This is a genomic window from Vibrio sp. S17_S38, assembly GCF_014694375.1.
GTDB lineage: Bacteria > Pseudomonadota > Gammaproteobacteria > Enterobacterales > Vibrionaceae > Vibrio.
Genome location: NZ_JAAUWW010000010.1, coordinates 73,889 through 95,314, shown reverse-complemented (window position 1 = coordinate 95,314; position 21,426 = coordinate 73,889). Strand labels below are relative to the sequence as shown.

General features: G+C 37.9%; 22 protein-coding genes and 1 tRNA gene. 10 read left to right on the top strand and 13 right to left on the bottom strand.

Annotation, left to right across the window (positions count from 1 at the left end):
• Positions 1-148: 148 nt before the first annotated feature.
• The 3 genes from msrP (at position 149) to HC725_RS09645 (ending at position 2,671) form a co-directional block, all read left to right on the top strand.
• A complete protein-coding gene (gene msrP, locus HC725_RS09655) occupies positions 149-1,168 on the top strand; it encodes a protein-methionine-sulfoxide reductase catalytic subunit MsrP (RefSeq protein ID WP_190331613.1) in 1,020 nt (339 codons plus the stop codon).
• A gap of 13 nt (positions 1,169-1,181) precedes the next feature.
• A complete protein-coding gene (gene msrQ, locus HC725_RS09650; protein ID WP_190331612.1) occupies positions 1,182-1,793 on the top strand; it encodes a protein-methionine-sulfoxide reductase heme-binding subunit MsrQ in 612 nt (203 codons plus the stop codon).
• An 86-nt stretch (positions 1,794-1,879) separates the two neighbouring features.
• Positions 1,880-2,671 carry a lipase family protein gene (locus tag HC725_RS09645; RefSeq protein ID WP_190331611.1) on the top strand — a complete coding sequence of 264 codons (792 nt, stop codon included), beginning with the start codon at positions 1,880-1,882 and terminating at the stop codon, positions 2,669-2,671.
• 78 nt (positions 2,672-2,749) lie between these two features.
• On the opposite strand, the gene ppiC is transcribed toward HC725_RS09645, so the two are convergent.
• The 5 genes from ppiC to HC725_RS09620 all read right to left on the bottom strand — a co-directional run bounded on the left by ppiC (position 2,750) and on the right by HC725_RS09620 (position 7,712).
• Entirely contained in the window at positions 2,750-3,028 is a 279-nt protein-coding gene (ppiC, locus tag HC725_RS09640; protein ID WP_190331610.1) for a peptidylprolyl isomerase PpiC, read from the bottom strand.
• A gap of 85 nt (positions 3,029-3,113) precedes the next feature.
• Entirely contained in the window at positions 3,114-3,797 is a 684-nt protein-coding gene (locus HC725_RS09635; protein WP_190331609.1) for a MaoC family dehydratase, read from the bottom strand.
• Positions 3,798-4,196: 399 nt separating this feature from the next.
• Positions 4,197-4,283, bottom strand: a tRNA-Leu gene (locus HC725_RS09630).
• Positions 4,284-4,543: 260 nt separating this feature from the next.
• Positions 4,544-5,995, bottom strand: coding sequence for an ATPase RavA stimulator ViaA (gene viaA, locus HC725_RS09625; protein WP_190331608.1), 1,452 nt, complete (start codon positions 5,993-5,995; stop codon positions 4,544-4,546).
• Positions 5,996-6,035: 40 nt separating this feature from the next.
• Positions 6,036-7,712, bottom strand: coding sequence for an ATPase RavA domain-containing protein (locus HC725_RS09620; RefSeq protein ID WP_190331607.1), 1,677 nt, complete (start codon positions 7,710-7,712; stop codon positions 6,036-6,038).
• Between the two features lie 144 nt (positions 7,713-7,856).
• On the opposite strand from HC725_RS09620, the gene HC725_RS09615 reads away from it, so the two are divergent.
• From HC725_RS09615 to HC725_RS09605, 3 genes are all read left to right on the top strand, one after another.
• Positions 7,857-8,387 carry an NUDIX hydrolase gene (locus HC725_RS09615; protein ID WP_190331606.1) on the top strand — a complete coding sequence of 177 codons (531 nt, stop codon included), beginning with the start codon at positions 7,857-7,859 and terminating at the stop codon, positions 8,385-8,387.
• A 26-nt stretch (positions 8,388-8,413) separates the two neighbouring features.
• Positions 8,414-9,472: a low-specificity L-threonine aldolase gene (gene ltaE / locus HC725_RS09610; RefSeq protein WP_190331605.1), complete on the top strand. Its 1,059-nt coding sequence runs from the start codon at positions 8,414-8,416 to the stop codon at positions 9,470-9,472.
• Positions 9,473-9,624: 152 nt separating this feature from the next.
• On the top strand, positions 9,625-10,338 hold the full coding sequence (locus tag HC725_RS09605; RefSeq protein WP_190331604.1) for a TetR/AcrR family transcriptional regulator: 714 nt from the start codon (positions 9,625-9,627) through the stop codon (positions 10,336-10,338).
• A 34-nt stretch (positions 10,339-10,372) separates the two neighbouring features.
• Here HC725_RS09605 and HC725_RS09600 read toward each other — a convergent pair whose 3' ends face one another.
• The 5 genes from HC725_RS09600 to HC725_RS09580 form a co-directional block, all read right to left on the bottom strand.
• A complete protein-coding gene (locus HC725_RS09600) occupies positions 10,373-11,635 on the bottom strand; it encodes a DEAD/DEAH box helicase (RefSeq protein ID WP_446751360.1) in 1,263 nt (420 codons plus the stop codon).
• 136 nt (positions 11,636-11,771) lie between these two features.
• Positions 11,772-12,350: an acyl carrier protein phosphodiesterase gene (locus HC725_RS09595; RefSeq protein WP_190331602.1), complete on the bottom strand. Its 579-nt coding sequence runs from the start codon at positions 12,348-12,350 to the stop codon at positions 11,772-11,774.
• A gap of 661 nt (positions 12,351-13,011) precedes the next feature.
• Positions 13,012-13,671, bottom strand: a complete 660-nt coding sequence (gene yieH / locus HC725_RS09590) for a 6-phosphogluconate phosphatase (RefSeq protein ID WP_190331601.1) — start codon at positions 13,669-13,671, stop codon at positions 13,012-13,014.
• A gap of 178 nt (positions 13,672-13,849) precedes the next feature.
• A complete protein-coding gene (locus tag HC725_RS09585; RefSeq protein WP_190331600.1) occupies positions 13,850-14,383 on the bottom strand; it encodes a flavodoxin in 534 nt (177 codons plus the stop codon).
• Positions 14,384-14,519: 136 nt separating this feature from the next.
• Complete coding sequence (locus tag HC725_RS09580; RefSeq protein ID WP_190331599.1) at positions 14,520-15,014, bottom strand: CreA family protein; 495 nt, start codon at positions 15,012-15,014, stop codon at positions 14,520-14,522.
• Positions 15,015-15,352: 338 nt separating this feature from the next.
• Between HC725_RS09580 and HC725_RS09575 the strand changes: the two genes are divergently transcribed.
• The gene (locus HC725_RS09575; RefSeq protein ID WP_190331598.1) at positions 15,353-15,979 is read left to right on the top strand and encodes a thiol:disulfide interchange protein DsbA/DsbL; all 627 of its coding nucleotides are present in this window, start codon (positions 15,353-15,355) and stop codon (positions 15,977-15,979) included.
• Between the two features lie 71 nt (positions 15,980-16,050).
• The gene (locus HC725_RS09570; protein ID WP_190331597.1) at positions 16,051-16,524 is read left to right on the top strand and encodes an FKBP-type peptidyl-prolyl cis-trans isomerase; all 474 of its coding nucleotides are present in this window, start codon (positions 16,051-16,053) and stop codon (positions 16,522-16,524) included.
• A gap of 123 nt (positions 16,525-16,647) precedes the next feature.
• On the opposite strand, the gene HC725_RS09565 is transcribed toward HC725_RS09570, so the two are convergent.
• The gene (locus tag HC725_RS09565) at positions 16,648-17,253 is read right to left on the bottom strand and encodes an HAD family hydrolase (protein WP_190331596.1); all 606 of its coding nucleotides are present in this window, start codon (positions 17,251-17,253) and stop codon (positions 16,648-16,650) included.
• A gap of 163 nt (positions 17,254-17,416) precedes the next feature.
• Between HC725_RS09565 and arfB the strand changes: the two genes are divergently transcribed.
• Positions 17,417-17,830 carry an alternative ribosome rescue aminoacyl-tRNA hydrolase ArfB gene (gene arfB, locus HC725_RS09560; protein ID WP_190331595.1) on the top strand — a complete coding sequence of 138 codons (414 nt, stop codon included), beginning with the start codon at positions 17,417-17,419 and terminating at the stop codon, positions 17,828-17,830.
• Between the two features lie 69 nt (positions 17,831-17,899).
• Here arfB and folE read toward each other — a convergent pair whose 3' ends face one another.
• Positions 17,900-18,583, bottom strand: coding sequence for a GTP cyclohydrolase I FolE (gene folE, locus HC725_RS09555; protein WP_190331594.1), 684 nt, complete (start codon positions 18,581-18,583; stop codon positions 17,900-17,902).
• A 176-nt stretch (positions 18,584-18,759) separates the two neighbouring features.
• Between folE and moeA the strand changes: the two genes are divergently transcribed.
• Positions 18,760-20,022 (top strand): molybdopterin molybdotransferase MoeA, encoded by a 1,263-nt coding sequence (gene moeA, locus HC725_RS09550; RefSeq protein ID WP_190331593.1) that lies wholly within the window; start codon positions 18,760-18,762, stop codon positions 20,020-20,022.
• Between the two features lie 111 nt (positions 20,023-20,133).
• Here moeA and HC725_RS09545 read toward each other — a convergent pair whose 3' ends face one another.
• The gene (locus tag HC725_RS09545) at positions 20,134-21,078 is read right to left on the bottom strand and encodes a TerC/Alx family metal homeostasis membrane protein (RefSeq protein WP_190331592.1); all 945 of its coding nucleotides are present in this window, start codon (positions 21,076-21,078) and stop codon (positions 20,134-20,136) included.
• Positions 21,079-21,426 lie beyond the last annotated feature (348 nt).

The following is a 21,426-nucleotide window of genomic DNA, read 5'->3' as shown; positions in this document are numbered from 1 at the left end:
CACTTATTAATAAATGTAACATTTGTATTCAAATGTAAATTAATCACAACCAGTTGAAATAAAATCTTAAATTGACTGGTCTTAACTATCACTTGATTCGTATTGCTAAAACAATGTAATTAAAACGTTATGAAAAAAGGAACTTGTTATGTTAATAAAAAATGTTCTTTCGTGGCAACTCAAAGAAAACCAATCAACACCAGAAACAATCTATAAACAACGACGAGATATTGTGAAGAAGCTTGGCCTTGCTGCTGCCATAACACCGCTTGCTTCTAATGCACAAGCTGGGTTGTTTGATGTTTTTTCAGCAAAGAAAGACTCAGCTCCTGATGTGGATCCTCGCCAACCACTTAAAGGTACTGCCTCTCCTTTATCGACTCAAGGCTTGGAATTAACGCCGGAATCAAAAGTGCTAACCTACAATAATTTTTATGAGTTTGGTTCAAGTAAAGGCCAACCTGCTGAACTATCAAAAGGATTTAAAACTCGTCCCTGGACAATAGAAATTACTGGTGAAGTCTCAAAACCAGTTACTCTGGATATTGACGATATTATGAAAAATATGTCCATTGAAGAGCGGATCTATCGTCATCGATGTGTTGAAGCGTGGTCAATGAATGTGCCATGGCTTGGATTTACTCTAGCCAGCCTCCTTAAGCTCGTCCAACCAACGAGCAAGGCTAAATATGTCGCATTTGAAACGCTTTACGATCCAGAGCGCATGCCAGGACAAAAGTCATACTCTGTTGGTGGTGGTATTGATTACCCTTATGTAGAAGGCCTCACGATAGAAGAAGCGATGAACCCTTTGGCATTGATGACAGTTGGTTTATATGGAAAAACGTTAGCGCCACAAAATGGAGCCCCACTACGCTTGATAGTTCCATGGAAATATGGTTTTAAAGGCATTAAATCAATTGTTAAAATACATCTATTAGAGCAACGCCCGCCTACAACATGGAATTTATTGGCTTCAAATGAATATGGTTTTTACGCCAATGTGAACCCAAATGTTGACCATCCAAGATGGAGCCAAGCAAGTGAGCGCTTTATCGGTGAGGGGAGTTTATTCAGTTCACGTCGACAAGATACCTTGATGTTTAACGGTTATGGTGAACAAGTCGCTTCACTTTATAAAAATCTAGATTTAAAGAAAAACTATTAAACAGAAGGTACGTATGACATTAACTCCCAAACATACGATATTGATCAAAATTGTCATACACCTTGGGCATATTTTTGCATTTGTATGGCTATTTTTTGCTGTGACTAATGGATATTTAGGCGCCGATCCGGTCGAGCCAATCATCCACTTTACAGGTAAAGCCGCAATTAATAGCTTACTTATCACTCTACTTGTCACACCAATAGTACAAAAGCTCAAATTAGGTGCATTAGTAAGAGTGCGTCGCTTGCTTGGCGTTTATAGTTTTGCATGGGCATTTCTACATTTAAGCAGCTTCGCATGGTTAGATTTAGCGCTAGAATGGCAGTTATTAGGTAGCGAAATAATCAAACGCCCCTACCTTGTTGTCGGGGCACTAGTATGGATAATTCTATTTTTACTCACTTTGACGTCAACACAATCAATGCAAAGAAAACTCGGGAAGAAGTGGCAACAGTTGCATAACTGGGTTTATATTGCCGCGATTCTTGCTCCGATTCATTACTACTGGTCTGTTAAGTCTGGCGTTGTTGAGCCAATTATTTATTTGATAATTAGCTTTATTTTACTGTCCCTGCGCCGACAAAAAATTAAACGCTGGTTAAATATAAAAACTGCTAAGTAATATCGGTCTTCGTTATCACTACGTAACGAAAATGTCATTACACCATGCCATTATTTCAATATAACTCGATTTGCTTTGTATAATATTTGAAAACTTTAAAGCGCTATCAATATGAACGTTATGCCGTACTTTGCCGCCTTGCATATCTCAGAGTGTTTAAACACACCAATTATGGTTTTTCGCCTAGTGGGCAGCGTATTGTAAAAAATGCAAAGGGACGCACTCTTATGCGAATACTGTGGCATGATGACCATAGTGAGGTGATCGTGGTGATTAAAGGCTCGCATAGTTTTTCAGATTGGCTTATTAACTTTGCATGCTGGCAGCGCTCATGTACAAAAACGCTAGGTTTAAAATATTCAATTCACGCTGGCTTTTATTATTTGCTTCACCAAGAAAGTACACCAGCTCATAGATTAGATAAACTCGGTAGTAATGTTATTGAACGCTTAGAAGCAATATTAATACCTCATATAATTAATGATAAAAAGATCACCGTTACGGGACATTCATCTGGAGGGGCTATTAGCTTGGTTCTTGCAGATTATTTTGAGCATAAATACCCAAATAGTATCAAGCGTGTCGTCACTTTTGGGCAACCAGCAGTCGGTGGTTGGTCTTTTAGGCAACGTTATCTTCTACCGAAAAAAACATTTCGAATTTGTTGTGATATCGATATTGTCACTTTTCTTCCGCCTTTGCCTTTTCTTTATTGGCATACAGGGCGAATGCTATGGTTATATAATGGAAAAATCCATGAAAACACCTCTACCTTAATTCGTTTCGTATTGTCACTATTCAGTTGGGTTTTTCGACCATTTTCTTATCATTTAATGAGTAAATATATTCGTAACAAAGATTTCTTTGACGATCGATAACCGAAATAGAAAAGGCTCAATTATTAAACTGAAGTCAATTTAATAATATGAGCCCATTATATTTTAACTGAAAAGTATTTATGTTCTATAAAGTACCTTGACGACATGCCATCCAAACTTTGTTTTGACTAATTGTGGCGTCAGAATCTCACCAGAAAAACAGGCTTTATCGAAAGCAGGTACCATTGCACCTTTTTGAAATTCTCCAAGATCACCACCTTTTTTTCCTGATGGGCAGGTTGAATATTTTTTTGCCAAGACTTGAAATTTAGCGCCTTTTTTAAGTTGGGCTAAGATATCTTGTGCTTGAGACTCATGCTTAACCAAAATATGTAGTGCTGCAGCCGTTCTTGCCATCGGTAACCTCGTATTTCTTGGTTAGGATAAAAATAAAAAAGCGCTGAGATTAATCAGCGCTATTAAAATAGTATGTTATTGCAGTTTAAAAATATAAGCGAACCACTGAAACAACTACGCAGCCTGGGCGACGAATGCCATCAATCTCGACTTTAACTTCACGCTCAATCTCTAAGCCACGTTTAATCGCTGTCACCTTTAATAGTTTACTGCGAGCACGAACTTTATTTCCCGCCTTGACTGGATATGGAAAACGCACTTCATTTAACCCTACATTAACTGTCATTTTCGCAGTAGGAAATGGAGGGTTTTTCTCATCGACACTATCGGTCAAGCGAGACAATAATGATAACGTTAAAAAGCCATGTGCAATGGTGGTTTTAAAAGGTGACTCTTCTGATGCACGATCTGCGTCAGTATGAATCCATTGCATATCTTCCGTCACTTGACCAAATGCATTAATACGATCTTGATCAACCGACAACCAATCTCCCACATGAAGCTCTTGGCCAACTTTTGCACTTAGCTCTATATAAAGAGCTTCAGCATCTTCAGAAAGATCAATTTCAGGTACAGCAACAGGAGCGATTTCTTCATTAATCGCAGGTTTCTGGTGCTCTTTAAGCCAAGGGAAAATTTGTTGAGAATTCGCTCTATTAATAAAATCAGTCCAGTAAGCTCTTAATACTGGTGACATCAATTCTTTTAAATCAAACTGATGCTTCGCTAGCGAATCTGTTTTGTGTTTTATAATATCAACGACTTTCATAATGAGTCTTTGCCCTTTTTATCTATCACAACTCTTACCAGTTGTTAAATTACCTATAATTTTGAATCACTTCACAAAACTGTGCAAACACTTTCGAGCGTACAAGTGTATTCGAAACCAATAAAATAATTAAAAAACAATAGGTTAAATAATTTTATTAATTTAACATTTTGACACACTAGTGACATAAATTGATGTTAGTCAAACAAAGTATTGATTTTATTATAGTGTAGATATGCATTTTTCCAGTATTAACTATGCAATATCTAACAAATAACATAAGAAAATAAATCATATACACTAAAGACTGGGTTAGAGGTTAGAGCAATTGAAGTCATAATATGATAATTTTTTGGCAATAAAAAAGGCTCACCATAAATGGTAAGCCTTCGTTATAGATGGTGCCCCGGGCCGGACTTGAACCGGCACAGCGCGAACGCCGAGGGATTTTAAATCCCTTGTGTCTACCAATTCCACCACCAGGGCACGCAATTCTTATTGCGATGCGCCTAACTGAAAAGTTAAGACACCATCTTGATATCGCTATTGCAATACCATTTAAATTTTTATCTCACAGTAGATGCTTAGTAATCTCTTCTGTGGGAACGAGGTGTACTTTACTCGACTGACAAAATGAGTCAACAATAAATTTTGTTTTTTTGATTCAACCGATTAAAAAGCATACTCAAGCGGTGGTATTACAAACAAAGCGACGGTAAAAGCAGCAAGTAATACGAAGTTAATACCTACTTTTGTTTCACAAAGCGCTGCCCTACCGTTGGAACATAAGCCCAATGATGGTCAAAAATATTCATTAACTCTGGATTTGCATATTTAGACAAACTAATAGCATGAAAGCGATTTTTATTTAATTTAAGTTTATCTACATGAGCGGTCATATCTTTCGACTGTTTTGGGGCAATAAAATCGGACAAAACCACCAAGTCAGCATTGGTATATTTATCGCTCTCCATTTGAGCTAGAGCCGCAGTAATCGCGGGAGCTAAATCTGTACCACCATGAAAAGTATAAGATAAAAAATCACTCGCTTCTCTCAAGCCATCAGGTCTGGTCAATTCATAGGTAACATAATCCGTTGAAAATAAGACTACAAAGCAATCGCGCTCTTCAGCCAGAGCTATTTGCATTAAAGCAAACGCAATCGCCTTCACGCACTGCTCAGGAAAGCCTCTCATAGAACCCGATGCATCCACACAAATAATAAATGGTCCGGTATCATCTTCAGCTGTACTTGGTATAGGTTCTTGAGCTTGTACTTTTCTAACCTTGCGCACTTTACCTTGCATTTTATAATTCATTAATCGTTTATCAATGAGATGTTTATAGAATACAACTTCAAGTTCGGGATAAGCTAAAAATAGCGTTTCATTCGGTAGGAGTTTATTGAGATCATCACTTTCATGAATACCGACAATATCATCGGTAGCTTGTTCTGAAACTTCATCTTGATATTGGATCCCTTGAGCATAATGTTTGGGTTGTTCAGGATCGATATCATCTTTCGCCATTCGGCCTAAACTCTCCGCAATATCTTGTAGCTTAGGGTGCTTCTTCAAAAAATCGGCCTGCTCTTTCATTACCGACCAATCCGATTTAGAAAGAGTGGCTGAAGACATATCCCATAAACGCCCCGTAATAGCACCATTATTTATATCAGGATCGACTTTATCCATATTTTTTAAGGTATCTATACGCTGGTATAAATCTTCTAGCTGATCCGCCTTCTCGTCTTCTAAAGCATCTTGCTGCACCTTCTTTACCGCTTCAAGAATATTTTGATACCATTGATGGCAGAAATAGTGCGGCAGCATAGGATTTAATTTAGAGTCGGATTCAGACAGCAAACGATATGCTTTGGGATAAAATGGTGAGATTGATTTTAACTGTCTCAATAAATCATCTGAACGTTCTAAAAATTCATCTTCCTGCCAATGAATCACTTGTTGGTATAGCGCCAATTCTGTTTGCAAATCAGGTGATGGTGCAACATTTGTAACCGTTTGAGTGACTTTCCTTTTCCATTTATCGAGTTGATTTCTTACCAATTTTGCGACATTTTTATTTTCTTCCATAAGAGGAACTAGCTGTGAACGCGCCATTAAATCATGAAAAGCAGCCTCGATGACTTCGGCATCCGCTAAAATAACAGCAATATCAAGAGCATCAATTCCTAACATCGTCTATACCTGCTTCCCTTTGATTTTTGCTTAAATATCGTCATTCAAATGATTCATTCAAACGCGTCACTTTACTTAATGCGAGATCGCTAAGCTCCAGTACCGATTCAATTAAAGTATTCAAGTCTTGTAAACTCGATTCAATCATTAATGGAAGATCTTGGTCTAAAAAGCTGTGGGGTAACGAGCTATGGAAATCACTACGCGATTGACGAACACTAAAACTGATATCTTTTAATTCTTTTGTCATTTGTTCAGCGACATCATGCCAAGTATTTAATATCTCTTGTTTAAATCCTTGCTCAGTTACCAGAGCAATCGGTATGGAACGGTTGGAAATATCTTTAATCACCAAATGCTGCTTATGATCCACTTCTAGGCAGAAGCGACATAATGTCGTTTTCTTATTAACAAAACCATAAGCATCTCCTCCTCCATCTCGTATTACTTGCTCTAATTCTTTATAAGGCACATACACCCAGCGACTATCACCTGAGTCGCTCTCACTTACCGACATATTAGTCTGCAGCAGTACTAACTTAACTAAATCAGATGTACTGGCGACTTTATATTTTTTAACACCAGAGAGCGCATATTGGTAAATATTCTTACGGCGTAATGTTCCTTCTGTTTCGGCCGATAACACCATGGCATATTGTTTAATAATCTCATCATCAAGCTCCGTCATTTTAGCTTGTTGCAACTTAACCGCTTGCTGAATGGATGCTTGATCATAAGCGTATTGAGTTGCAAAAGTAGACACACACTCGCGTACCACTAGACGAGATTGAGGAGAATTCCACAGGCAATCTTGTAGAAGCAGCATATCGAGCGCATTAATCTCATCACGACCATTAAAATAGGCGCTAGCTTTTAATAATTTAACGGCCTTTTTCCACCTACGATCAGAAACATACATTTCATCGCCTGCATCACCAGCCGCATTTTCCTTCTCCTCTAACATCGACTTTAATTGATATAATTTTTCAAACATGGAATCAGTGAGAGATAACTGATCCAGTTCTTGCAGCCACAACTGATATTCTTCATCTTTGATAGCTAACCCTTCAGGGATCACTGCTTCTTGTTGTGTTCCAACTGTTAACATGGCTCGAAAGTTTTGTTTATTTTGGATTCGATTAACAAACACTCGCACCAACATGCGATCATATAACGCCTCTAATCCGCTATCTTCATCTGGTAATTCATTAGATGCTGAGATTAATAAACGCATCGGGACCGGCTCTACATCATTCCCATTTTTAAACGTTTTTTCATTCACTACGGTCAATAAAGTATTCAAAATAGCCGGGCCGGCTTTCCAAATTTCATCCAGAAAAACCACTTGTGCAGTTGGTAAGTAACCGTCAGTTAAACGAACATAACGACCATTATCTTTTAATTCTTGAATACTTAGCGGGCCAAAAACCTCTTCCGGCGTTGAAAAGCGTGTCATTAAATATTCAAAGTAACGACTATTATCAAATGCCTGAATCAAACGTTTAGCGATTAAACTTTTCGCAATCCCTGGAGGACCAAGTAAAAAAACACTTTCACCCGATAAAGCCGCCAATAAACATAACTTGATCGTCCCTTCTCTTTCATAAACGCCATCAGATAGGGCTTGAACTAATTTATTAATACGTTCGGAAAGTAACGACCGTTGAGAAGCTGTACGATTTGAAGTGGCCAATAAATGAGTTTGAGTGCGATCCATACGCTTTCCTTTTGAATGCATTTCATGCGGAAGAAAATGATAAAATAAACAAGCTATTTAGCGGATTGTATTAACAATTACGCTTGAATTTAACAGCCTAGATGGCACTATGAAAGCCTCATTTGCGTATTATTAGATCTAAGTATGAGCCAGCAAATATTACATCGTTGGAAAAACATTCAATTAGTTGAGAAAGATATCACTTTACCCACAGGTATCTCCATTTCTCACACAACTATTATTCATCCAGGTGCAGCTGTAATATTACCTATTGCAGAGGGCGGAAATATCATTCTATTGAAACAATTTCGTCCATCTTTAGGTAAATGGATCATTGAATTACCCGCTGGCACGATTGAAAATAATGAAGAGCCATTAGCATGTGCAAAACGAGAGTTGTTCGAAGAAACTGGCTATCAAGCGGACGATTTTCATTCACTAGGCCAATGCACACCGATGGCAGGTTTTTGTGATGAAATTCAGTACCTATTCGTTGCAAAACAGTTATCACTTCCTATGAAACAAAAACTTGACGATGATGAAGTCATTGACGTCATTACAGCCAATTTATTCCAAATAGAACAATGGATCCGAGACGATCTTATTACCGACGCTAAGACTATCGCTTGCATTAGTAAAGCAAAATTATGCGGCCATTTTACTCATCAAAATTAATCATTCCCCTAAATAAAGGAACTAACATGGACTTTCGTTCTGACACTGTTACACAACCTACGGAATCAATGCGTCAAGCCATGGCTACAGCCATTGTTGGCGATGATGTTTATGGTGATGACCCAACTATTAATGATCTCGAGTCATGGGCAGCAGAACGCCATGGGTTTGAAGCCGCGTTATTTGTCACATCCGGCACGCAAGCTAACCTGCTTGGATTAATGGCGCATTGCCAGCGAGGTGATGAATATCTATGTGGCCAACAAGCACATAATTACAAATTTGAAGGCGGCGGCGCAGCAGTGTTAGGTTCGATACAACCTCAACCGATTGAGAACGAACCCGATGGAACAATATGTTTTAAAAAGCTAGAACAAGCCATTAAACCAGATGATTCTCATTTTGCTCAAACAAAACTGCTTAGCCTTGAAAACACGATAAATGGTAAAGTGCTTCCTTTAGAATATTTGAAGCAAGCTCGTGCTTTTACCCATAAGCATAATCTACAACTTCATTTAGATGGCGCTCGGGTTTACAACGCGGCAGTTGCATTAGATGTAGATGTCAAAGAGATCGCACAGCATTTTGATTCCATGACGGTGTGTTTATCTAAAGGGTTAGCGGCTCCAGTCGGATCTTTGCTTCTAGGATCAAACGATTTTATTAAACGAGCTCGACGAATTCGTAAGATGTTAGGTGGTGGCATGCGCCAAGCCGGCATTTTAGCGGCTGCGGGGAAAATTGCCTTAACCGAGCAAGTAACACAGCTCATAACCGATCATGACAATGCTCAAATTCTCGCTAAGGGATTAAATGCTTTAAGCGCATTTGAATTAAAGCCTGAGCTTATTCATACCAATATCGTTTTTGCCAAAATTGCAGAGCACATTGATCGCCAAGCTCTGCAGCAATACCTACAACAACAAGATATTATTATTGGTAATAGCCAACCGATGAGATTTGTATTACATAAAGATATCAATCGCCAAGATGTTGAACTATTCCTACAAGAGATCAGCTTGTTCATTGGTTCAGCCGTATTAAATCGTTCTGAGCGCGATGAGCCTTTTCCATTAAATTCGTGATTGAGCGATCAATACTCATGAAATATCACAAAAATTTGATGCCAAATGCGCTATACTTTCCACTTGTATAATATAATTTCAAATTACTGGAATGATATAAAAGGAATGTGGCTTTAATAAGGCACACTCCTATTAAAAAATAGGAGTGTAGATTGAATACGGTAATTGAAAAAAAACAAGGCCGACGCAGCGCAGAAGAAGCAGAAGAAACCAAAAAGGTCCTTCTTTCCGTTGCTGGTGAACTATTTTCAGAGTTGGGTTATAAACGTGTTTCTCTTCGCTTAATCAGTGAGAAAGCAGGTGTTTCTCATAGCCTATTGCGTTATCACTTCGGCAGTAAAGAAAAAATATGGCAGAATATTAGCGACCGTCTTTATCAATATTTTAGAAATTATTTTCAACATATTGTAAGTGTTCTACCAGAAGGCTTGCCTGCAAATATTCAACTATACAAATTAATGAATCGCGTTTTAGCCTGCAGTCTTAATGATCCACGCGCGGTTCGCTTTTTAGCCGATGCAGTAAGGCAAGACAAAAAAATGGTGAACTATTTCCTTGAACCTAGCGTTCAAACCAACGAAGTCCTAGAAAACCTAGTTCACCAATTCAAACAAAGCTATCCAAAGTCACCAATAACAGGCAGAACATTACGCTGGCAAACGACAATGTATTCGCACTCTGCTACAACTCTACGACCTTTACTTCAGCACATGTTTGAAAAAAAGACTGACAAAGAGGCACTTTTTGCACATTGGCAGCAGTTCAACCTATTATTAGTACTTCAACTTCATATCGACGAAAAAGATATTGAGCGCCCAAAAACTCTAACTGACATTATCGTCCCTGCTCCCAAAGAAAATAGTTAACTCCACGGCATCTCAATAGTAACGGTGTTTACGACTAACGACGCTTACCTCGTGAGCTATGAATGTTCAACTTAGCTTTCAGTTTCCGTTTTTCTGCCGTTCTGCCACGTTTCATTTGAGGCTCTTCAACCTGATTAACACTTGGTTCATAACCTGCTAGCCACTCTTGTGGTAAACGTTTGTCTAATAAAGCTTCGATAGCATCTAACAAATATTGTTCTTGTGGGCACATTAAAGAGAATGCTTGTCCTGTTTCACCTGCGCGACCTGTTCGCCCAATTCGATGGATATAGTCTTCAGCTTGAAAAGGCAACTCATAATTCACCACTTGCGGTAACTGCTGAATATCCAGACCTCGAGCAGCAACATCTGTTGCAATTAACGCTCTAACTTTTCCTGACTTGAAATCATCCAATGCTTTTTGACGTGCACCTTGGCTTTTATCGCCATTAATAGATGCCGCATTAATACCATCAAGTTTAAGCTCTTTTGCTAAATTATCTGAGGTTTGTTTCGTCTTAGTAAACACCAACACCTGTTGCCAATTTCGCGAGCCAATCAAATAAGCCAATAACTCTCTTTTTCTCGATTTATCAACAGGATAAATCATTTGATCAACGGTATCTGCTGTACTGTTTTTAGCTGCAATTTGTATTTCTTTTGGATCATTAAGTATTTTATAAGCGACTTCACGTATACGTTTAGTGAAAGTTGCTGAAAAGAATAAGGTTTGTCGGTCAGTGCTCATTCTGCGAAGAATTCTTTGTAGATCAGGCATAAAGCCCATATCCAACATTCTATCCGCTTCGTCTAACACTAAAGTTTGAGTTTGCTTCAAATGAATATTGCCAACAAATAGATGATCCAATAATCGCCCCGGTGTTGCTACAACGATATCTGCGCCTTTTGCTAGGGCGTTAGTTTGCACATTCATGCTCATACCGCCATACACAACGACAATGTTTAAACCTTGATTGTAAGACTGCAAACTATCAAAGACTTGTTGTGCTAATTCTCGGGTTGGGGTTAATACTAATGCTTTAACTGATTGAGCTGATTTTGCACTTTTTAGTTTGCCTAACGAACTATCATCTGGCTTCACTATTTGTTGGAAAGTAGAAGGATCACTAGAAATAGATGGGTCTTGAATAATTCTCTCATCTCGAACGATGGAGATCTGGTGCAGAACTTTTTGAATCAATGGCAAACCAAAAGCTGCTGTCTTTCCTGTTCCAGTTTGCGCGCACGCTAGCAAGTCGTCACCTTGTAGAACCAATGGAATCGCCTGTTCTTGAATGGGTGTTGGTGAAGTAAAGCCTAACTGCTTAACGCAATCGACTAAAATAGAATCTAAACCTAATGATTGAAACGACATGGCAACCTAATATTAAAATACAAATATCAATAAATAATGGGATGGGAGTTTAGCAAATTTATGTTTGAGAGTATTTCGCTTTCATTAATAAGTCCGGATAGAACTGACTAAATGCAGCCATTAAAGTATCGTATTCTTGTTCCATGATTTCCGAACACTGCGCTAAAGGTGATAATTTGGGTCTGCGCATCGACATACGTTCAAGTGCATAGGCGATATTATCGAAGTTTTGATAAGAAAATAACCACTCACCTTCCCACATTGCTTTTGTCACTTGCTCATACTTTTCAGGCAATATTAATTCGCATTGGGAACATTCATATTCCGATTGACTAATAAATTGTGCTAACGATAAATGATGGTACTCATCCCACCGAGTCGCAAGCGCATGATCCCAAAACATATCAAATGCAATAGGTGCAAAACGTTTTAAATTTTCAGGGAAAAAGCGCTTTAAGCTAAGGACAATCGGGTGAGTATCTGTATTACTATCCACCCAGCGGTGTAACTTAATACCTTGAACCACTTCTGATGGGAATAAATTATCAGGGTTACCTTTCACAAAATCGCCTAATAAATTACCGACCAAATCACTACTGCAATGCTCAGCAATATGTAAATGTGCTAAATAATTCATACGATTACCCTGTGGTGAACTTTAATATTGAAAACAAACATGCTTCACAATCGATCTATCATGGCGGATAGCGATGAATAATTCTAGATATGTAAGCATTACGTTAAAACTGGATATGCATCCCATATGCTTACTGTGGGAATAAGTGAACCAATTAAAACTGTGAGATAATCCCTGTCAGTATGCAATAGCAACTAAGATAATTGCACTAGAGTGTAAACAAACTCGCTATATTGATGTTTAGCTCATTAAATTATGTACAGGAATACTGTCGCATAGCCATACTAAGTCATAACGATAGGAGGCATGAAAATTATGAATAAAAAACGAATAACAAAAGAGCCTACTTTAGACGTTAATTTGGACACTTTCTGCTGCCCATTATGTTCTAGCGAAGAATTTTTACTCTCAGAAAACGGAGACGAACTGGTTTGTATAGACTGCGGTCTTGTACCATTAAGCACGGACACTAAATTTCTGACATCGACCATGCAATTTCAATGTCACAAATTTCCATTCGTTCATTGAATCTTACTGAAGATCGAGCACTATTGATAATAGTCAGCATTCTTATCGATTAAAGTAAACAAAACCCACCGAATTAGTTTAGCTTCAATTCGGTGGGTTTTGTTTATTCTGAATCACTTTTTATTTAAACGTTTCACGCCAATAAAGTAATAGATTGAAGCTCTGATAAGTGCTCAATTCTTCTCACTAACGGATGATCAATGGTTTGCTCAATCAATTTCGTAAAGTGGATCGTTTGAATCCCTGCATTGATCCCGGCTTGCACACCATTTTCAGTATCATCGACAAATAAACATTCTTCTGCGCGAAAACCCATTTGCATAGCAGCATACATCAATAAATCAGGTTCTGGTTTCCAACTATTAATGTCAAAGGCACTAAATATATTGTTTTTGAACAAATGCAACATACCAGTTAATGAAAGTGCATATTCCATTTTACTTACTGACCCATTTGAAGCCACACATACGGAAATATTATTATCAATCAAATACTGTACTGTTTCCAAAGCTGATGGAATAGGTTTTAGATTTTCAGAAAACAAATTATTCATATATTCTCTATAACGAGGCTCTAATGTTTCCATCGGAATATTTAATCCAACTCTATCACTCGTTTCTTTAAGAATATCGAACATTTTACCACCTTGAAAGTTAGCCATACATTGGTCATAACACACCTCAGCACCGTAACTGGCAAAGACTTGAACTAATGCTTGGCAACAGAGAGTTTCACTATCCACTAGCGTGCCATCACAATCAAATATAACGCATTTGATCTGAGATTTAGCCATTCTTATTCCCCACTTTCAATTTAATAAACTAAGTCTGGCTTTTAGTTATTAAATTAGAAAGAAAAGGTTAAGCATTTTGTTAAATCGAACCGAGCAAAAATCTATATTTTCAGACAAGATCACTATTTATAATTATCACATGAAAAATTAACCTGATATTCACATAATAGACATCGAGTTATGCCTCATAAATGACGGTCATATCTGGATCATTTGGGGTTTGATATAAGTGAATTATGGAAGCTATAAGCGGTAGATATACTTCTGGAGACGATACTTTTTGTATATAAATATCTGATAACAATAAGCTATTGGTTTGGTCATCTTTATGAGCGATGATTGCCATAAGTGGCTGGCCCTGTTTAAACCCCATATAAAGCTGATAAATATCATCAAGGATGATTTGAGTGAGAAATTCAATAACCAGCTTTTCTTGATCAGGATCGTTCGACCAGGCTTTTGCTTGCAGAATAGAAAACATAATGGTTAGTCGATGAAAATCGACAGGTACAATATCATCTAACCAAATAGGATAATGGCTAGCTTGCTCTAATAACTCTGATGCAAGTTGCGTTTTAAACGTTTTGTGGTCTTGTGAGGATAAGTACAGTTCTCGCCCTTTTAGGCTTTCTTGAGTTGGAAAGTCAACATCAACATGATTAGATAACCATCGATTTTTTTGTTTGATTAATCGTGCTACTTGCGAGTCCATACAATCCTACTTAAATGATCTGACGCTACTAAGATTTGACGATAACATTTAAGATTAGGGAACGATAGCGCTTATCATTTTGTTAACTAAATAAAAAAAACCATTTACCCAATCACAGTAAATGGTTTTTTGTTATTTATTCAGACTCTTTCAATGCTTTTTCTTCTGCTAACATTTCTGGAGTTTTATAGGCTTTTGTGCCCCATAAAGGAACCGTTGATAAACTATGCTTAAAGCTACCTGAGGTTTCTTTTGTTGAATACGACAAATACATCAATGTTTGACTCTTAGGATCATAAATGCGGCGGATCTTCATCGTTTTGAAAAACACACTTTTTGATTTTTTAAATACTGTTTCTCCTGACTCTGAACGATCAATACTCGCAATCATTTCAGGAGTGATCTCACCCGTTTGACGACAAGAAATTGAGCTATCACTTGGGTCAGAAAAGCTTAAATTAGCTTCAATAGAAGCAATATGACAAGTTACACCTGAAATTTCAGGATCGACAAGTGTATTCAGTTTAATATCTTTTGTTGTGAATAGTCCTAAAGAGACATCACCCACTTCGTTATTATCACAACCGGTTAAAATAGCCGCCAAACTGAGAGCAACGATTAATTTTTTCATTTTCTTCCTTAAAATTAACATTGTTTTGATAATGTTATCACGTCTTACTTAATATTTAGAATCACCAGTAAAATAATTCTTCTAACATGTAGAAAAACCAACACATTAGATAAATGTATTTATTTCGCCACTTAGCCACTTCTATTGATAAATTTCATCCCTAACGTTAATAAATTCACAACAAAATAATAACTATATGACTCTTTATTTCGCTTCCTAGATTAAAGCTACATCAATCTTCTCATAATGATTTTCTTTTGTTTTACATCAAGCGGAACTTTTTCTATGATTTGCGCTCTATTAGCTTGTATCCCTAACTTAAATTTGAACTATATATCATGCATAAACATATAAAAAGTATCGTTTTATTTTCGATGTCCTTAATTTTCCTTTCTGCTTGTTCTGATAATAGTACTCCGAAGGAAGGTGAGAAATATCAAAAACTCTCCACAATATTAACGCAACCAAATATAAAACCTGTAACTGAAGTATTCTCTTTAATGTGTGGTCATTGTCGTAACCTTGAGCCTTCCATTGGAGAATTAGAAAAGCTAACCAACCAGCAATTTGGTCGAGTTCATGTCACCTTCAATGATCAAGCCCAAGTGGCGGCTCTCATTTATTACGCAGCAGAAATGCAGCTCAATCAGATTCCAGATGAAAAAATGCTTTCTGAATTATTTGCAGCAGTACAGCTAGGCGAAGGTTCAACTATGACGCAGAAGCAGCAGGCAATTGAACAGGTGTTTACCTCACACAATATTATTAGCCCATACAATTTCGATGAATTACAAAAGAAAGCTTTATTACGTTATTTAAATGGTGCGATAGAGATCACCAATCAAGCAAAATTCGATGCGGTTCCCACTTTTATCGTCAATGGTAAGTATCAAGTTCTGATCACGGGTCATAAAGATATTCAAGATATTGCAAACACTATAAACTACTTACTTAAACAGCCTTAGAACATGCATGTGAGTTGCTATTCAAGTCAGACGAATCTAGGCGATTACCGATAAATAAAGGATTAAGTTAAGTGAAAATATTATTACCTATTATTCTGCTACTTTTAGTTGGTTTCCTATTGTATCGCTCTATAAATACCACTAAAGCAGCAGAGCTAAATATTAAAGCGGGTGAAGAATTTTTAGCCGAAAATGCAACTAAAGAAGGTGTTATTACTACACCCACTGGCTTGCAATACCAAGTTTTAGAGAAAGGAACAGGAGACAAGCACCCTACCTCAACCAGTACCGTTCGTGTTCACTATAAAGGAACATTATTGGATGGTACCGAGTTTGATAGTTCATATAAACGAGGTGAGCCGATTGAATTTCAACTCAGTCAAGTAGTGAAAGGCTGGCAAGAAGGGCTTCAATATATGGTGACAGGGGAAAAAGTTCGCCTATTCATTCCGTATCAACTTGGCTATGGAAAATCAGGCAGCGGACCTATTCCTGCTGGAGCAACTTTAATCTTTGAAGTAGAACTTCTGGATATTGTTAAATAAAATTTGAGCTAAAAATCACTCTTCTCATAAACGCTAAAGCCCTGAAATTTCGCATTTCAGGGCTTTATTATTTGCTTGGAGCATTATTTTCAATAAATAACGCTTGTATGACAAGAGCAATTATTATGAAATTTTATGATTGCTTTCGACCAATTTCCCATCAACCACCATAATACACGCCATTCCAGCCGCTAATGCAGCTTGGCGACCAATTTCAGTATCTTCAAATACCACACAATCTTTTGGTTCAATACCTAGACGTTCAGCTGCGAGTAAAAATGTATCTGGATTTGGTTTGTGATTTTCAACATCCCTAGACGTTACTAAAGCATCAATCATTGTCAACATTCCATTGTGCTCCAATAACTTCATCGCGTTATGGTGATTGCTGCCAGTGCCTACTGCCATTTTTTTCTGACCTTGAAATTGTTCTAATACTTGGTAAGTACAATCAATAACTTTGCCATCATGAATAAGGGAAGCAAAATAAGCAATTTTAGTATCAGCCACTATAACCGGATCAATTTTAACGTCATACTTAGCATTCAACTGTTTTGCGACTTTTAATGTTGGCATTCCCCCCATGCTATGAATCCATTCTTGCTCGTAAGGAAAATTATATTGCTCTGCGGTTTGTTGCCATGCTTTTAGGTGAGACGGCATGGTATCGATTAAAGTGCCATCCATATCAAAAATAAGTGCTTTGTAATGAGATACATCTACGGTCATACTACCCACCTTAAATCAATATACAGCCAGAAATATTGTTTTAAACAGCACAGCTTCCATGGTTTAATCGCCTACTGTTTCTCGAATACGATATAGCATATCATTAGTGTTAATAACAATTCGATAACTTAGCCACATTCATTCATCTATTTATAATAAAACTATGCTCAAAATCTCAAATAATGTCGAAATCCCTGATAATGAAATAGAACTCACCGCGATACGAGCTCAAGGAGCGGGGGGGCAGAACGTCAATAAGGTGTCATCAGCCATCCACCTTAGGTTTGATGTAAACGCATCCAGCTTACCGGGTTTTTATAAAGAACGGTTACTGAAAATCTCTGATAAACGCTTAACTGGTGATGGTGTTATTGTTCTTAAAGCGCAACAGTATCGAACTCAAGAACAAAACCGAGAAGATGCCCTATTGCGTTTAAAAGAGTTAATTTTAGAGGCGACTAAAATAGAGAAGGTTCGCAGGGCCACGACACCGACTCGATCGTCACAAAGAAAACATACCGATAAAAAAGTACAGCAAGGCCAAAAGAAACAATTAAGAGGGAAAATTCAATATTAAAACCCGCACTCAATGGTGCGGGTTTTATAAAGTCTATTTTTTGATAAAGAAATGCAGGATAAATCTTATTTAGCGCAGACCGTGTAAGAATTCAGCGCGGGTTGCTGGATTTGATTTGAATATACCACCTAGTGCTGTCGTTGTAGTCACGCTGGTGGCATCCATAACACCACGAGATTTCACACAGTAATGGGTTGCATCCATTGTAATGGCCACATCATCGGTCTCAAGTAATGCTTGCAGAGCAACTAAAATTTGCTGCGTCATACGTTCTTGGACTTGAGGGCGTTGAGCAAAAAATCGCACAATACGATTTATCTTCGATAGGCCAATAATTTTCCCACGAGGAATATAAGCGACCGCGGCTTGCCCATCTATAGTCACGAGATGATGCTCACAAGTGCTGGTCACGGTAATATTTTTTACTCGCACCATTTCGCTGCAAGACATTTTATTTTGAATTACCGTGATCTTAGGAAAATTTTTATAATCTAATCCCGAAAACACTTCATCAACATACATTTTGGCAATACGACGTGGCGTTTCTTCTAAGCTATCATCATTCAAATCGAGCTCTAACAGCGTTAAAATTTCCCGCATATGATGCTCAATACGCTCTTTTTTCTCTTCACGAGGAATATCATTCAAACGCATCGGAGTTTCTATACCGCGCTGTTGCAACGCTGATTGAACTAATAACGCTGATTCACTTAAGCCTTGTTCGTTAAGAGTTTGAGATTCTAGATTTGACATTGTTTTCTCCGACCGTGCTGATGGTAAAACTCGACAAGAAGTTAGATACTACTATTGAGTTGATGACAAGGATACTCGTTCTCAAGCATAATTACATCCACAAATTACGTGTGCGCTTTGAGGCTATGAATAGCTTTTTCCACGTAACCTGACTCACTTTCAAAACAGGAAAAATCATGGACAGCTGTACGACTCCCGGCCTAATGCCTATAGATGATGCTTTAGCAAATATGCTTAAATCCATTACTCCAATCCACTCCACCACAGATAAATCTTTAGCTGATACCGTCGGTTATGTTTTGGCGCAAGATCTCCATTCTCCAATTAATGTACCACCTTTTGATAATTCGGCGATGGATGGTTATGCCGTTCGTATTGATGATTTAATCGAAACCGCAACATTAACTGTCGCGGGTAAGTCATTTGCTGGTGTTCCTTTTAAAGGTGAATGGCCTAATGGGTCCTGCATCCGAATTATGACTGGCGCGAAAATACCACAAGGTTGCGATGCCGTTATCATGCAAGAGCAAGTAAGTGTAGAGGGTGATCAAGCTGATTTTTCACAGGCATTACCCCTTCGTGCTCAACAAAACATCCGATCTTTAGGCGAAGATATAAAGCAAAGTAATTTAGTTCTTCCCAAAGGACACCGCTTAACTCCTCGTGATATTCCAATGATCGCCACTTTGGGTATTCCAACATTAACTGTGTTAAATAAGCCAAAGGTAGCATTCTTCTCGACAGGAGATGAATTGAAGCCATTAGGAACCGAGCTAAAAGAAGGCGAAATCTATGACAGTAATCGCTACGGTATTAAAATTATGCTGGAAAAATTTGGTTGTGAAGCCATTGATCTAGGCGTTATCCCTGACGATAAAGAGCAACTTAAACAAGCCTTTATTCACGCTCAACAACAAGCGGATGTAGTGATCACATCTGGTGGCGTAAGTGTAGGCGAAGCCGATTATACCAAGATCATTTTAGAAGAACTTGGACAAATCGGCTTTTGGAAAATTGCCATGAAACCGGGTAAACCATTTGCATTCGGTAAACTACTCGCAGCAGATAACACATCGGATGCTATTTTTTGTGGCCTTCCTGGTAATCCAGTTTCTGCGATTTTAACCTTGTATATTCTGGTTCAACCATTATTGGCAAAACTAGCTGGTCATTCTGATTGGAAACCTCAACCAAGCATTCCAGCAAAGGCATTAACACGATTTAATAAATTCCCAGGACGCACTGATTTTCAACGCGGTATTTACTCGATTAATGAAGATGGGCAATTTGAAGTGAGCAGTACAGGTAATCAAAGCTCTGGTGCATTTCGCTCTATGAGCATTGCCAACTGCTTTATTATTTTAGAAAGAGAGCGCGGTAAAGTTGAAGTAGGTGAAACGGTACACATTCAGCAGTTTGCCCCTGTCTTCTATTCTTAATCTCTTGAATCGATTGTAATAGTTACACCTACTAAATGAAAAAGGCTGAAACATAGATATATTTTCAGCCTTTTTTATTTTTAGGTTCTACTATCAGAACTGATTATCTCGTTACGTTCTTCGATGCTTTTTATCTTTAACAATCGAAGCAATTACCGCCAGCGTCATTGTCGTTAATAACACCAATAATGACACCATGGTTGGAATCGCATAAGCCGTACCAATAAGCAGCATTTTACAACCGATGAAAATCATAATAAATGCGAGGGCTGGACGTAAATAAATAAATTTATCCAACATTCCCTCAAGCACAAAATACAGTGATCGCAAGCCTAATAGCGCAAATACATTAGCGGTTAAAACAAGGAACGGTTCTTGTGTAACCGCAAAAATAGCGGGTATAGAATCTAAGGCGAACATCACATCAGTCATAGCAATTACAACAACAACAATAACCAATGGCGTAACAAGCCAACCAGCATTGTCCTTCACCAACAGTTTAGTGCCTTGGTAAGAATCACTGACTCTAAATAATTTGCGTACTAATTTTTCAGGAAAAGAGCTAACAGACTCATCTTCTTCTGGCTCAGGCTTTGTAAGTTGATAACCAGTCCAAATTAAAAAGAAAGCAAAAACGTAAAGTACCCAGTGGAAGGACTCCAACAATTCAGCGCCAACTGCAATCATAATACCACGGAGGAATAATGCACCAATTACACCCCACAATAAAACGCGAGGGCGCAGCTCAACAGGTACAGTAAAGCGCCCAAAAATCAAGGCGAACACGAACAAATTATCTACACTGAGTGATTTCTCTAGTAAGTACCCCGTTAAGAATGCAGTCGCGGCATCATGAGGTGTATAAACACTATCTGGCTCAAATACAGGCCAAAATTCATAAAGAGAAATGAAAAATAAAAGCGCTAAAAACACCCAAAAGAAACTCCAGAGCGCGGCTTTTTTGATGGTAATAACACCATTTCGGGTTTGCCATACATCCAGTGCGAACATGCACAAGGTCAGTAACCCAAAATAAGAATAAGTTGAAATGTGCATCTCTTTTCCTTAGGCACGGAAAGAAATGGATCGTAAGAGATCAGACCTTCCGCATAATATCAAAAAATATCAGGTAAATTCCTGATCATTAAATTCTATGCGTTGGTCTCGTCTGAGTGATTATTTCATTGATAAATTCACAATAAATAATCACCTTTGCTTACCGGAAAAAGGTCTATCACTATTTCAGTGGCCCTTTTCGAGATGACGACAAGCAAACTTGCGCTAACTACTCCCCAAACTAATAAAGTGTACAAGCGATATTCTCGTCTTCCTAGAACTATTTCTTAATTTGTGAAAGTAGGCCAACTTATATTTTCATCGTGCTAAAAATCGTCCTCATTGGCT